This window comes from Vreelandella massiliensis (assembly GCF_900155385.1).
GTDB lineage: Bacteria > Pseudomonadota > Gammaproteobacteria > Pseudomonadales > Halomonadaceae > Vreelandella > Vreelandella massiliensis.
The window spans coordinates 848,801-862,713 of record NZ_LT699744.1 but is presented as its reverse complement, the minus strand read 5'-3'; the positions used below and the strand labels follow the sequence as shown (position 1 = coordinate 862,713).

The following is a 13,913-nucleotide window of genomic DNA, read 5'->3' as shown; positions in this document are numbered from 1 at the left end:
TACTGGAATTATGGCGATAAGGATTCTCTACCTTACCAACACTGATTGAATCACTCACTGGGCCGCATGAGACGCTCCATCAGTTGCTGAGCGAGCTTTGCGGCTCCTTGCATGCTCTCAATGCCGCGCAAATCGGTTAAAATTTGGCGCTGATACCAAGCGAACTCGCCAAACAAGCAGTGGTGTAAACGGTAGCGCCCCGAGGGCAACGAGAGCAAAAGCGACTCGGGGGCTTTCTGCAATACTGATGCGGCCGGAATAGCCACCAGCGATAACGCACACGGGCTAATCAGCGCGCCAATCCGTCCTTCCCCACCCAAGACCTCATCTTGCCAGCGTTGAAAGCATAGCGCATCCACCCCTAGCTTAGGGTTATATTCTGGCTGCTTTTTCAACGCCTTAAGATGCGCGTCTCGGTAGCTGCGTGCCTGTGCTGAAAGTAACGCGTACTCATCTGCGCTTAATGCTTGCATACCTATTGCCCTATCTCCTGCTAACTCGGCTCACGGTGTCATAACGCCTCTCAATCACCCACGTAGCATGGCGCTATTGGAGAAACATTAGGGGGTAGTCCACAATACTGCCTCAATAGACAGGTCTAAATAGGAGCTCGCATATGTTCGTGGTGATTTACGGTCGTCTCTCCTGCCCGTTCTGCGTCATGGCCAAGCGCCTGGCAGAGCAGCTAGAAAAAAACCATAAAATTGATGGCGTCCGCTACATCGACATGCCTTCAGAAGGAATTACCAAAGAAGACATTGCCAAGACGGCTGGCAAAGCCATTCACACGGTGCCTCAGATTTTCGTCGACCAGGAACACATCGGCGGCTTTAGTGAATTTGAGCAGTACGTGCGCCGCCATCCTGCCCTTTCTGCTTAAATTGCCGCCAGCCGTTTACGGGCGTTGAACGCGCCAGTTTCGCCTTGCCTATAATGACTCCAAACCGTTTTTCCCATACGCGTGAAGGTTATATTAGGCGAGGATCACTTTATGCTTTCCCCTCAAGCGCATTTGCCGGTAACACAGCGTGAAGCATTCCTCAATGAGCTATGGCTTGACTACGTTCATGCGCACCCTGATATTGCCGCTTTGCGCCTCTGGCCCACCGATACGCCCCCTGCCTACTACACGTTACTCACCCTCAACCACGACATCTACGGCACAAGCTATCTTGGCCCAGCGCTGACACGCTTGGGATACGAAACCGTGGGCCACTATGCGATGGCCGATAAAGGCTTGCTGGTCACCCTTTTGGCGCCGGAAAAGGGCGGTAGCTGGCTGGTGTTGGCCGAGCTGCAAACCGGTACGCTGTGCAAGGCACCCCGCGAAGCGCTCATCGCTCTTATGCAGCAAGGCCCCCCAAAAGGCGATGAACTGCAGGCAGTGCTTCACCAAGAGCGCCCCTGGCCAATGCCGACCTGGAATCTCTACCAAACGCTCCTCAAGGCGCACCCACTGGCGGCTTGGCTCGCGGTGATGGGTCCGCGTCTTCACCATGCCGGGTTTGATAGCCAGCAGACCGGCGTTCCGCTGACAACGCTTGATCGGCAGCTTCACGAGGCGGGCATGATGGGAGGCGATAGCATGCACCACGGCGTCTTTCCGGTCTCGAACCTGCTTGAACACCGCTTCTACCTCACCACCGCGCAAAAAACCGTGTTTGCCGAAGGCGATGAACACCGTCTCTGCTTGGGCGGTTTGGCACTGGTACAAAAGCACATGGGTGATGATCACAAACACGTCGCCGAACTTTTGCTCCCTCACCACACGCGCTGTGAAATGGCGTAGACGTTAGCCTTTTTGGCTCTGCGCCTACGCCCTAGCGTTCCTCTGCTTTAGTGGTGCAAGATCAACCCTATGAAACCTCGACGAAGGTCATTTCCGGCACGTGCTCCGGCACGATGAGCTTACCGGCGGTTTTTTCGACGATCTCTTCAACGCTGACCCCCGGCGCGCGCTCTTTAAGGATGAAACTTCCATCCTTGATCTCCAGATACGCCAGATCGGTCAGCACCCGGTTAATGCAGCCAGCGCCGGTGAGCGGCAGGTTGCACTGCGGCAACAGCTTGGATTCGCCGTGCTTGGAGGCGTGTGTCATGGTGCAAATAATGTTTTCCGCGCCCGCTACGAGATCCATCGCACCGCCCATGCCTTTAATGAGCTTGCCAGGAATCATCCAAGAGGCAATATTGCCGTTTTGATCGACCTCAAAAGCGCCTAATACGGTCAAATCGACGTGGCCACCGCGAATCATGGCGAACGACTCCGCCGATGAGAAAATCGCCGCTCCCGGGCGTGCCGTCACGGTCTGCTTGCCCGCGTTAATCATATCGGGGTCGAGTTCGTCTTCGGTCGGGTAGCGGCCCATGCCCAGCAAGCCATTCTCCGATTGCAGCATCACGTCCATATCGTCGGGGATATAGTTCGCCACAAGCGTCGGGATACCAATCCCCAAGTTCACATAGAAACCATCTTCCAGTTCGCGGGCTACGCGCTGAGCCATCTGTTCACGTGTCAAAGCCATGATGTCTTTACCTCTTATTGTCTCAAGACGTCGTTGTATCTCAGCCGACTGTCTCTAAGTAGAAAGTGTTTCGAGCTATTTCCGGCATTCAAGTCGCGCTAAAGCGTTTTACTACGCCTTAGCTACGCACGGTGCGCTTCTCAATGCGCTTCTCGAAGCTGCCCTGGATCAGGCGATCTACATAGATACCCGGCGTATGGATCTGGCTCGGCTCAAGCTCGCCCGGCTCCACAATCTCTTCGACCTCGACCACGGTGATTCGGCCCGCTGTTGCCGCCATGGGGTTGAAGTTCTGTGCCGTGTGGCGATACATCACGTTACCGTAACGGTCGGCTTTCCACCCTTTAACAATGGCAAAATCGCCGGTGATCGCCTCTTCCAGAATGTGCGGGCGTCCGTTAAATTCACGCACTTCTTTGCCTTCGCCGATCGGCGTGCCGTAGCCTGTGGCGGTATAAAACGCGGGGATACCCGCACCACCGGCGCGCATTTTTTCCGCCAGCGTGCCTTGGGGTGTCAGCACGACTTCGATTTCGTCATTGAGCATTTGCTGCTCGAACAGCGCGTTTTCGCCCACGTAGGAGGCCAGAATCTTGCGAATCTGGCGATCCTCCAGCAGAAGGCCTAGGCCGAAGCCATCCACACCGCAGTTGTTGGAAACCACGGTTAAGTCGTTCACACCGCGACGTTTAATTTCCGCGATCAGGTTCTCGGGAATACCGCACAGGCCAAAACCGCCCGCGATCACGGTCATTCCGCTCTCAATGCCTTGCATCGCTTCTTCGTAAGAACCGACGCGCTTATCAAATCCCGCCATGGTGGTGCCTCGCTTGTTGTTGGTTAATAACGTCGCATGCGCTCGACGATTAGAGGGTACACTCTCTACGCCAGCACAGCGTTTAACGTGGGTTCAGTGTTGTGCCAGAAGATATATTTGTTAAGTTTGTTTTTCTTATCAATTTATTTTTTAATCTTATCAATATTTCCCCCACCTTTCACAGATGTCGAACTCAGTATGACGGTCAAACAATTACGCGCTTTTCTCGCCGTGGCGCAGACCCTTAGTTTCACCCAGGCGTGCGAACGCCTCCACCTCTCGCAACCCGCGCTTAGCCTTGCCATCAAAGGGCTGGAGGAGACGCTCGGGGGCAAGCTCTTAATTCGCAGCACCCGTAGCGTGCGCCTAACGCCCGAGGGAGAGTCGCTTTTACCGCTAGCAAAGCACCTACTGGCGCAGTGGGACAACACCGAAGAGCGGCTGCGTCAGCGCTTCACCCTGCAGCTAGGGCGACTCAGCGTGGCGGCGATGCCGTCGTTTGCTTGCAACCTTCTCCCCGCGGCGCTGGTGAAGTTTCGCCAGCAGTACCCCAAAATCAATGTCACCGTTCACGATGTGGTCAACGAAGAAGTCACCGACATGGTGCGCTCTCGTCAGGTGGAAATGGGCATCGCTTTTGCCCCGGAAGGTACCGGCAGCCTGTTGTTCACGCCCCTTTTTGAGGATCACTTTGTGGCCGTGGTGTCGCGGCAAAGCCCCTTAGCAGAGGCCACCGAACTTTCATGGGCCGCCTTGCTTGCTCAGGATTTTATCACCCTGCAGCGGCCTTCCCTGGTTCGCCGCTTGCTTGAGCAGGCGCTGCAACAACAGGCGATCGCCCTGCCCGTGGCATTTGAGAGCCACCAGCTCTCCACCGTGGGGCGCATGGTTGCCGATGGCTTGGGCGTCAGCGCCGTGCCCTCGATGTGCATCCAACAAATGCACGAACTCGGCGCCCACTGCGTGCCTCTCACCACGCCAGGCGTTTCTTGCCGCGTGGGCATTTTGACTCACCAAGAACTCTCCGTTGCCGCCCAAGCCCTGCGCGATGTCCTGCTCGATACCGTTCAAGCGCCAAGCCTCTAATACCCTCATCAAGCGCCGCTGTGCAGCGCGTGAAATATCCATTAGCATTATTTATTCAAACGCACTGAATCAACTAAAAAAACGCAACGGGAGAGCGTTATCAGCATGCCAATAGTGAAGGGGGTGGTCAGCTGCTTGCTGCTCACCATAAATACGCTGTTTTGGGGCGTGCCCCTGATTACGCTCACGCTGCTCAAACTGCTGATGCCTACGCAAGCGCTGAAAAACGTGATGCTTAAAGGCTTAAACGCCGTCGCGCTGCACTGGATCGATGTCAACCTGTGGTGGATGCGTCACTGGCTAAAGCCTCCCCTCACCGCAGAGGTGCCGAAGGGGTTAAGCCCTAATCAGTGGTGGCTGGTGATCTCCAATCACCGCAGCTGGACCGATATTTTTATGCTCTTCATGGCGCTGCATCGGCGTATTCCCATGCCGCGTTTTTTCCTTAAAACCCAACTGATTTGGATCCCCATTGTCGGGCTTGCTTTCTGGGCGCTCGAATTTCCCTTCATGCGTCGCTACAGCCGCGAACAAATGGAGAAAAACCCCAAACTGGCCGACATTGATCGCCGTGCCACCGAGCGCATGTGCCGACGCGCCCGTCACCACCCCATCGCTATCTTTAATTTTGTCGAGGGCACGCGCTTTACCCCCGCCAAGCGCGACGCGCAGCAAAGCCCGTATCGGCATTTGCTGCGCCCCAAAGCGGGCGGCGTCGCACAAGTGCTTAACCTGCTGGGGGATCAACTCGATGGCATTCTGGATATCACCATCAGCTATGCAAACCCCAACCCCACCTTTTGGGGGTTTCTGTGCGGCCAGGAGGCACCTATCACCCTCACCGCACGACGGCTGGAAGTACCTGTTTGGATGCTAGATACTCACTATCACGCGCAACCGCAGCATAAGGAACGCTTCCACGCATGGATAAACGCCCTGTGGCAGGAAAAAGAGGCGCTATTGGATCGCCGAACCAACCACGATTAAGCGGCCGGTGCGTCATAGTGATCATGACCGCCCTGTTGACACTGACCGGCTGCGCCGGCAACCCCAGCCAGCCCGAGCGCGTTGAACGCCCTACTAAGCAGGCCGGTACGCTCAATGGCAACTGGATATCGGTGCAACGTGGCGATACGCTTGGCGCTCTCGCGCGGCGGGCGAATGTTCCCTTAGAGCGCCTACAGCGTTTTAACCCAAGCGCCGACCCACGAAGACTCGCGGTGGGACAAAAGCTGTTGATACCTACCCAACAAGAACGCGCGCCCTCGGGTGGGCCCTACCGTTATCAAGTGCGCCCCGGCGACACCTACACCGCCATCGCTCGCCACTTTGGCACCCAAAGCGCGCATATTCAGCGCGCCAATTCAGGGGTTTCACCAACGGCGTTGCGCGTCGGCCAGGTGATTAGCGTGCCCCTCAATGGCGGGCCGGCCTCACGCGCCTCTGCTCGCTTGGATAATCCATCTCCCAAAGCAACAAGCAGCGCCTCTTCCGCTGCTTCTACAGCAAGCGGCTCGGTCTCAGAGAAGCCACCCGCGTCGGCGCGGCGCTGGCCATGGCCGCTGGATGACTACCGCATTGTTCGCCGGTTTGGCGCCGATGGCCGCGGGACGCTGCAGCCCATGCTGCTGGCAACGCAAGCCGGTGCCAACGCCAAAGCCGTTGCGGCGGGCGATGTGCGCTTTGCCGGCAGCATGCGCCAGCTCGGCAAGGTCGTCATTGTTCATCACCCGGATAACTTACAGAGCGTTTACGCGCTCTGCGATACCCTTCTTGTGGAGGAAGGCGACCAGGTCAACGCCGGTGATACGCTGTGCAAGGTCGGCCAAAACAGCAGCACGCAGCGTTACGACTTGCTGTTTGACCTACGCCAAGGCGGTAAACCGATCGACCCGCGACAGGTGCTGAAATAGTTTTTATTGAAACAGACCTTTGAAACTGTCCTTTGAAACAGTCCGCGTCGCGGGGAACACATGCGGATATCTAGCGCACTAGCAAGCCGGATAACGGATGCTAACCGCGATAATAGCCTGGCGTGACAAAAGGCGTTTTTGTCACCACCATGGGGAGCTTTTTGCCGCGCACCTCGGCGTACACCTGGGTATCAATGGCTTCATATTCGCGCTCCACATACCCCATGGCAACCGGTTTACCCAGGCTAGGGCCAAAACCACCCGAGGTCACCTTACCGATTTCGTTACCATCCGCATCGACTAAAGACGCGCCTTCTCGCACCGGCGCCCGCCCTTGTGCCACGAACCCGACCCGTTTGCGCGAGTGATCCTTGGCATCGACCTGATGCAAGATCAGATCCGCCCCCGGGAAACCGCCGGCACGCTCTCCGCCATGCCGACGCGGCTTGCTAATCGCCCAAATCAGCCCCGCTTCAACCGGCGTGGTTTCTGCGTCCATATCATGTCCATAGAGGCAAAGGCCGGCTTCCAAGCGTAGAGAGTCGCGAGCGCCGAGACCAATCGCTTCCACCTCGGGCTCTGCCAATAGCTGTTTGGCGAGTGCTTCTGCGGCATCTGCCGCCACGGAAATTTCAAAACCATCCTCGCCGGTATAGCCGCTGCGGCTTACCCAGATCTCTTCGCCTGCAAGCTCGCCTTCGGCAAGCGTAAAGCGCGAATGTTGCATAAACACCAGCTCGCATGCTTTGGGGCATAGCCGCTCCATCACCTCTGCTGCCTTCGGGCCTTGAAGCGCGAGCAGAGCGCGGTCATCAAGAAGTTCGATGCTATGTGTTTCGCCCAAGTTCGCACGCAAGTGAGCGAGATCCTGCTCTTTGCACGCCGCATTGACCACCAGATAGAAATGGTCATCGGCATTCACGATCATCAAATCGTCTAAAATCCCACCCTCGGTGCTGGTAAAGAGACCGTAGCGCTGAGCGCCTGGCGCAAGCCCTACAATATCGGCTGGGATCAGTGTCTCTAAGGCTTCGGCCACCCCATCGCCACTCACGGTAATCTGGCCCATGTGCGAAACATCAAACAGTCCACACTGAGCGCGGGTGTGCTCGTGCTCCTTTTTCACCCCGAGTGGGTATTGCACCGGCATTTCGTAGCCAGCAAAGGGCACCATCTTCGCCCTTAGCTCCACGTGTAGGGAGTAAAGTGGTGTCTGTTTCAAGTCGCTCATGTCAGTTCCTCATGGATAGAAAAAAGAGCAGGAAGCCACTGCGTGCCTTCCTACTCTCGATGGGGGTAACGCTAGGTCACCTTAATCACATTATCAACGTCAACTGCCCACGCACTATTACGATTTATCGTGGTCCAGCTCTTCGCCAGGCAAGATGTCTTTACCGTCGAAGTAGTCTTTGGTTAGCTTGAAGACCACTGGCGACAGCAGCGCCAAGGCGATCAAGTTGGGAATGGCCATCATGGCGTTGAAGGTGTCTGCCATCAGCCAGATAAAACCAAGGTTCGCCATGGCACCCAGCGGAATGGCAATCACGAACAATACGCGGTAGAGCATGATCGAACGGGTGCCAAATAGGAACTGGAAGCACTTTTCACCGTAGAACGACCAACCCAGAATGGTCGTGAAGGCAAAAATCGCCAGCGCCAGCGAAACAATCTCGTTCCCTAAGCCTGGCAGCGCCGCGTCAAATGACAGCGCGGTCAATGAGGCCCCCGCTTCACCGTCAACCCAAACGGTGGAGGTGAGAATCACCAGCGCCGTAATCGTACAAACGACGATAGTATCGATAAAGGTACCCAGCATCGCGATAAGACCCTGACGCACCGGGTTTTTGGTCTTAGCAGCGGCGTGCGCAATAGGCGCGCTACCCAGGCCTGCTTCGTTGGAGAAGATACCGCGCGCCACACCGAAACGGATGGCCGCCATTACCGCGGCACCCGCGAAACCACCCATGGCCGCATGCGGATTAAAGGCGTAATAGAAGATCATGCTGAACGCTTCGCCGATTTGGGGCGCGTTAATAATCAGCACCACGATACCGGCTAAAACATAGGCAATACCCATGATCGGCACAAGCTTACCTGCCACTTTGGCGATACGCTTGATACCCCCCAGGATCACCGCACCCGATAGCACCATGATCACAAGGCCAGTCAACCAGGCGGGAACGCCAAAGGTCGAATTCATCGCATCGGCAACGGAGTTGGACTGCACGGTGTTACCGATACCGAAGGCCGCCACGGCACCAAAGAAGGCAAAGGCGCCACCGAGCCACAGCCACTTTTTACCTAGGCCATTTTTGATGTAGAACATCGGCCCGCCAACGTGAAAGCCCGTGCTATCGGTTTCACGAAAGCGTACCGCGAGCACGGCTTCGGCGAACTTGGTGGCCATGCCCACAAGCGCTGTAATCCACATCCAGAACACCGCACCCGGGCCACCCAAAGCAATCGCGGTCGCCACACCGGCGATATTACCCGTGCCGATGGTGGCCGAAAGGGCGGTCATCAAGGCGTTAAACGGAGAAATTTCGCCGTCATCGTCGGTTTTGGGCTTGCCTTCAGGCGTGTGCTTTTCATCCCGCCCCTGCCACATTAGCTTGAAACCCATACCGAGCTTTCTTATCGGCATCAGTTTCAAGCCAAGCTGCAGGTAAATCCCCACACCTAGAAGTAAAATCAGCATGATAGGGCCCCATACGACCCCATTTATCGCCCCAAAGAGGCTCGTTAATGTTTCCACTGCTATTCTCCTTATAACCCTTTACGGTTGCTTTATATCGTTGGTTTTGTAAGCAGGCGTACTGCTGTTTTGCTACGTTTACCGTGGTTATTCAGATGACCATTATATGCGCCGTCACGTATCGCGCCTCAACGCCTACGCCGTGATTTCACACACTGTAGCGCTTTATTGTGGTTTTCCTCATAACCTATGCGTTATTTATCAGTAAGAATCGCTACTTTTGGCAGTGCTATTAGCAAAGCCAGCGCCATAAACTAAAACAACTCACCGCAATAACAAAGGGGGTGACAAGAAATTTGTTTCCTAAAGGAAACAAGGTAACATGCGCACTACTTTTTGAAGCGCTTTGCCTCGGCATGAGAGCACGGGGCGAGCACGGGTTAACGACTGTTTCATATAGGAAATCATCATGAGCCAAGTTCCGGAAAACCTCCACTACGCTGAAAGCCACGAATGGGTGCTGGATAACGGTGACGGTACGGTCACCGTGGGTATCACCGACCACGCCCAAGAAGCACTGGGCGATGTGGTGTTTGTCGAGCTACCTGAAGTGGGCCAAACGCTGAGCAAAGGCGACGAGTTTGGGGTCATCGAGTCAGTCAAAGCCGCCTCTGACCTTTACGCCCCGGTTAATGGCGAGGTCATTGAGGTGAATGATGACCTGGAAGACGCCCCGGAAACCGTCAACGAAGCGCCTTACGAAGGCGGCTGGATCATGAAGGTTCGCCTCGACGGCGCGGTGGAAGGCTTACTGGACGCCGACGGTTACCAAGCCACCATCGACGCCGACAGCTAAACACCGCTTTTACCGCTATTGCCGCCTGCTGGTCTCATCCAGTTTGCTAGCAGGTAGGCGCTCCGCCTGGCCACCCTTTTTGTCTGGAACCGTCTTGGGAATACCCCCTATGTCTCATCGCCCTGAGTCCTTCGCGTCCGCGACGTCTGAACCTTCGTCTTTCGCCTCTCGTCGCTTGGCGGCCCTTGCCGACCATGATGCCTTTATCAAGCGTCACAACGGCCCTGATGCCCACGATACGCACGCCATGCTCAACACCCTGGGGGTGGCGTCGATGGCCGACTTGATCGAGCAGACGGTGCCAAGCGGCATCCGCCTCGGCCGTGAGCTGGCGCTGGATGAGCCACGCAGCGAAGCGGAAGCGCTCGATTACCTGGCGCAGCTTGCACGGCAGAATCGCGTCGCGAAGAATTTTATCGGCCAGGGCTACTACGGCACCCATATGCCCGCGGTGATTCAGCGTAACGTGTTGGAAAATCCCGGCTGGTATACCGCCTATACGCCCTACCAGCCCGAGATTTCACAAGGCCGCTTGGAAGGGCTACTCAATTTCCAACAGGTGGTGATGGATTTAACCGGCATGGAGCTTGCCAACGCATCGCTACTGGATGAAGCCACCGCCGCGGCGGAAGCCATGGCGCTATGTAAGCGCGCCAACAAGAAGAGCAAATCTAACGCCTTCTTCATCGCCGAGGATGTGTTCCCCCAGACGCTGGATGTCCTCAAAACCCGCGCGACGTTCTTCGGCTTTGAGCTGATCATCGCCCCCGCCGACACCCTAGGCGAACACGACGTCTTTGGCGCTCTGCTGCAGTACCCCGGCGATAGCGGCCAGCTGCGTGACTTATCACCGCTTCTGCGCACCGCCGCCGAGAGCGGCGTAATGACCTGCGTGGCGACCGATCTGTTAAGCCTGGTATTGCTCAAAGAGCCCGGAGCACTCGGAGCCGATATCGTCGTGGGTAGCTCCCAGCGCTTTGGGGTGCCGATGGGCTTCGGCGGCCCGCATGCGGCGTTTTTTGCCACCTCCGATAAACTCAAGCGCTCGATTCCCGGACGTATTATCGGTGTTTCCAAAGACAGCCGTGGTGCCACGGCGCTACGCATGGCGATGCAGACTCGCGAGCAGCACATTCGCCGCGAGAAAGCCACCTCCAACATCTGCACCGCGCAGGCGCTTTTGGCCAATATCGCCGGCTTCTACGCCACCTACCACGGCGCCGAGGGCCTGCGCACCATTGCCCACCGCGTACACCGCCTAACCACGATACTGGCCCATGGCCTAAAGCAGGCAGGTATTACGCTGGCCCACGACACCTGGTTCGATACGCTGCGCCTAAGCGGCGTGGACAGCGGCAAGATCCACGGCCGGGCGATGACTCACGACGTCAATCTGCGCTACTTCGCCGACGGCGATGTGGGCATCAGCCTGGATGAAACCACCACCGCCCACGATGTCACGCTGCTGTTTGACGTGGTGCTCGGCGATGAGCATGGTCTTTCCGTGGCAGGGCTCGACGAAAAGGTCCTCGCTGAAGGCCTCTCCGGCATTCCCGCTGCCTGCAAGCGGACAAGCGATTTCCTCACCCACCCGACCTTCAAGCGCTACCGCAGCGAAACCGAGATGCTGCGCTATTTGAAGCGTTTGGAAAACAAGGACCTGTCGCTGGCACACGCGATGATTCCGCTGGGTTCGTGCACCATGAAGCTCAACGCCACCAGCGAGATGATTCCCATCTCTTGGCCGGCCTTTGCGCACCTGCACCCCTTCGCCCCGCGCGATCAGGTCGCCGGTTACCACCAGATGATCGACGAGCTGGCGGCCTTTCTGGTCGAAATTACCGGTTACGATCACATCTCGATGCAGCCCAACTCCGGCGCCCAGGGCGAGTACGCTGGCCTATTGGCCATTCGCCGCTACCAGGCCGCCCAGCACCAAGCTCACCGCGATGTCTGCTTGATCCCAAGCTCCGCCCATGGCACCAACCCCGCTTCCGCCGCCATGCTGGGAATGAAGGTGGTCGTAGTGGAGTGCGACAACAATGGCAATATTGACCTTGCGGATCTCACCCAAAAAGCCGAGCAATACAGTGAGCGGCTTTCCGCGATCATGATCACCTACCCCTCGACTCACGGCGTGTTTGAATCTCACGTCCAAGCCGTGTGCGATGTCGTGCATCAGCACGGCGGGCAGGTGTATGTCGATGGCGCCAACATGAACGCTCAGGTTGGCATCACCCGTCCGGGGGATTTCGGCGGCGATGTCTCGCACCTCAACCTGCATAAGACGTTCTGCATTCCCCACGGCGGTGGCGGCCCTGGCATGGGGCCGATCGGCGTCAAAGCGCACCTGGCGCCGTTTGTGGCCAACCACGTCGTTACTCCGATCGAAGGCGTGCAGTCCTCAAGCGGCGCGGTTTCCGCCGCTGCTTTCGGTAGCGCCTCGATCCTGCCGATCTCGTGGGCATACATCAAAATGATGGGCGCGCGTGGTTTACGCGAAGCAACGGAACTCGCGATTCTTAACGCCAACTATATCGCCAAGCGCTTGGAAGCGAGCTACCCGGTGCTCTACAAGGGCGAAAACGGCACCGTGGCCCACGAGTGCATCATCGATATCCGCCCGTTGAAAGCCGCCTCGGGTATCAGCGAAGAGGATATCGCCAAGCGCCTGATGGATTACGGTTTCCACGCCCCGACCATGTCTTTCCCCGTGCCGGGAACGCTTATGATCGAGCCGACGGAGTCAGAGTCGCTGTACGAAATCGACCGTTTCTGCGAGGCGATGGTGCGTATCCGTGAGGAGATTGGCCGTGTCGAAAGCGGCGAATGGCCACTGGAGAATAACCCGCTGGTCAACGCGCCACACACCATGGCGGATGTGATGGATGCCCAATGGGAGCGCCCCTATGACCGCGAACTCGGCGCCTTCCCTACCGAGGCGGTGAAAGCGGCGAAGTATTGGCCGGCGGTGAACCGCGTGGATAACGTCTTTGGCGACCGACAGCTGATCTGCTCCTGCCCGAGCATCGACGAGTACCGCGATTAATTGGGCGCTTTCTCGTAGGCTTTTTCATGGCCGCGCTGCTCACGGAACCCCGTGAGCAGCGTTTCATAGCGTTTGGGCAAGGTAACGCCCCGGCGGTGTACCAGATACAGCACCTCGTCCACGGCATTGGCCAGGCTAAGCTCCTTGACCTGACGCTGCCAGGGAGAGGTTTCCAGCACCAGCCGAGACACCACGGTAAAACCCAATCCCCGCGCGACCGCATCCAGCACCATGCTCACTTCGTTGGTAAACCCCTGGTGGCGAAAGTGCGCCATTGAGCGAAACTCATCGGGGTAATTCTCTCGAAGCAGCGCCGTGGCTTGGTTGATGCCGTCATAATAGTTGATAAAGCCAATCCCCATCAGATCCGAGAGCGTGCTGCCAGCAAAATCGGCGGGCACCACCAAGCATAGCGGCTCTTTATGCCAAATCGCACAGCTTAGCTCGGTATGCTTCACCGCCTCCGTCACAATGCCAATATCGTAACGGCCATGGATCAAATCGGTGACGATTTCATGGTTGAAGGCGAAGCTGTAGTTAACGGTCAGATTGGGCCGCATTTGCTGCTGACCCAAAATGTAGGGGTAGAACATCAACCCGACGCTGCCCGGCGAGGCGATACGGCACTCCCCACTGTCTAGCGAATCGTCATCCAATCCGTGACGAAACTGTTCGTGCTCGGCGAAGAGCTTGAGCGCATAATCGTAAGCGCGCCGTCCGGCTTCGGTGAGAGTGAAGCGCCGCCCTTGGCGCTCCAGCAACGTCTTGCCTAGGTAGGTTTCCAGCTTGCGAATATGCTGGCTGACGCCTGGTTGGGTCATCTCCAGCCGCTGCGCGGTGCGGGTAAAACTGCCCGTTTCTACCAGCGTGATGTAAGTACGAAAGTAGTGCGCATTAAACATAGCAAGAGCCAGAGTGTGACGAGGTAAGCGGCGCTATATTAGCACACATGCGAGCTCACCTCGCCCCCGC

At 57.1% G+C, this 13,913-nt stretch carries 13 protein-coding genes; 7 read left to right on the top strand and 6 right to left on the bottom strand.

Annotated features, from left to right (window positions below; genetic code table 11):
• Positions 1-50: 50 nt before the first annotated feature.
• Entirely contained in the window at positions 51-473 is a 423-nt protein-coding gene (hybE, locus tag BQ9846_RS03940) for a [NiFe]-hydrogenase assembly chaperone HybE (RefSeq protein ID WP_075879293.1), read from the bottom strand.
• Positions 474-616: 143 nt separating this feature from the next.
• On the opposite strand from hybE, the gene BQ9846_RS03935 reads away from it, so the two are divergent.
• Together BQ9846_RS03935 and BQ9846_RS03930 are read left to right on the top strand one after the other, a co-directional pair.
• The gene (locus BQ9846_RS03935; protein WP_075879292.1) at positions 617-880 is read left to right on the top strand and encodes a GrxA family glutaredoxin; all 264 of its coding nucleotides are present in this window, start codon (positions 617-619) and stop codon (positions 878-880) included.
• Positions 881-991: 111 nt separating this feature from the next.
• Positions 992-1,789, top strand: coding sequence for a VOC family protein (locus tag BQ9846_RS03930; protein WP_075879291.1), 798 nt, complete (start codon positions 992-994; stop codon positions 1,787-1,789).
• A gap of 67 nt (positions 1,790-1,856) precedes the next feature.
• On the opposite strand, the gene BQ9846_RS03925 is transcribed toward BQ9846_RS03930, so the two are convergent.
• Entirely contained in the window at positions 1,857-2,525 is a 669-nt protein-coding gene (locus BQ9846_RS03925; protein ID WP_075879290.1) for a CoA transferase subunit B, read from the bottom strand.
• A gap of 118 nt (positions 2,526-2,643) precedes the next feature.
• Entirely contained in the window at positions 2,644-3,342 is a 699-nt protein-coding gene (locus BQ9846_RS03920) for a CoA transferase subunit A (RefSeq protein WP_075879289.1), read from the bottom strand.
• A 198-nt stretch (positions 3,343-3,540) separates the two neighbouring features.
• Between BQ9846_RS03920 and BQ9846_RS03915 the strand changes: the two genes are divergently transcribed.
• From BQ9846_RS03915 to BQ9846_RS03905, 3 genes are all read left to right on the top strand, one after another.
• The gene (locus BQ9846_RS03915; RefSeq protein WP_075879288.1) at positions 3,541-4,428 is read left to right on the top strand and encodes a LysR family transcriptional regulator; all 888 of its coding nucleotides are present in this window, start codon (positions 3,541-3,543) and stop codon (positions 4,426-4,428) included.
• Positions 4,429-4,533: 105 nt separating this feature from the next.
• The gene (locus BQ9846_RS03910) at positions 4,534-5,415 is read left to right on the top strand and encodes an acyltransferase (protein ID WP_075879287.1); all 882 of its coding nucleotides are present in this window, start codon (positions 4,534-4,536) and stop codon (positions 5,413-5,415) included.
• Positions 5,416-5,438: 23 nt separating this feature from the next.
• Positions 5,439-6,341, top strand: a complete 903-nt coding sequence (locus BQ9846_RS03905) for a murein hydrolase activator EnvC family protein (protein ID WP_144049377.1) — start codon at positions 5,439-5,441, stop codon at positions 6,339-6,341.
• Between the two features lie 100 nt (positions 6,342-6,441).
• Here BQ9846_RS03905 and gcvT read toward each other — a convergent pair whose 3' ends face one another.
• Together gcvT and BQ9846_RS03895 are read right to left on the bottom strand one after the other, a co-directional pair.
• Positions 6,442-7,572 (bottom strand): glycine cleavage system aminomethyltransferase GcvT, encoded by a 1,131-nt coding sequence (gcvT, locus tag BQ9846_RS03900; RefSeq protein ID WP_075879286.1) that lies wholly within the window; start codon positions 7,570-7,572, stop codon positions 6,442-6,444.
• A gap of 117 nt (positions 7,573-7,689) precedes the next feature.
• On the bottom strand, positions 7,690-9,096 hold the full coding sequence (locus tag BQ9846_RS03895; protein WP_075879285.1) for an alanine/glycine:cation symporter family protein: 1,407 nt from the start codon (positions 9,094-9,096) through the stop codon (positions 7,690-7,692).
• A 409-nt stretch (positions 9,097-9,505) separates the two neighbouring features.
• On the opposite strand from BQ9846_RS03895, the gene gcvH reads away from it, so the two are divergent.
• Together gcvH and gcvP are read left to right on the top strand one after the other, a co-directional pair.
• The gene (gcvH, locus tag BQ9846_RS03890) at positions 9,506-9,892 is read left to right on the top strand and encodes a glycine cleavage system protein GcvH (protein ID WP_075879284.1); all 387 of its coding nucleotides are present in this window, start codon (positions 9,506-9,508) and stop codon (positions 9,890-9,892) included.
• Between the two features lie 109 nt (positions 9,893-10,001).
• Entirely contained in the window at positions 10,002-12,941 is a 2,940-nt protein-coding gene (gene gcvP, locus BQ9846_RS03885; protein WP_075879283.1) for an aminomethyl-transferring glycine dehydrogenase, read from the top strand.
• On the opposite strand, the gene BQ9846_RS03880 is transcribed toward gcvP, so the two are convergent.
• Positions 12,938-13,843 (bottom strand): LysR family transcriptional regulator, encoded by a 906-nt coding sequence (locus BQ9846_RS03880; RefSeq protein ID WP_075879282.1) that lies wholly within the window; start codon positions 13,841-13,843, stop codon positions 12,938-12,940. The genes gcvP and BQ9846_RS03880 overlap by 4 nt on opposite strands.
• Between the last annotated feature and the right edge of the window lie 70 nt (positions 13,844-13,913).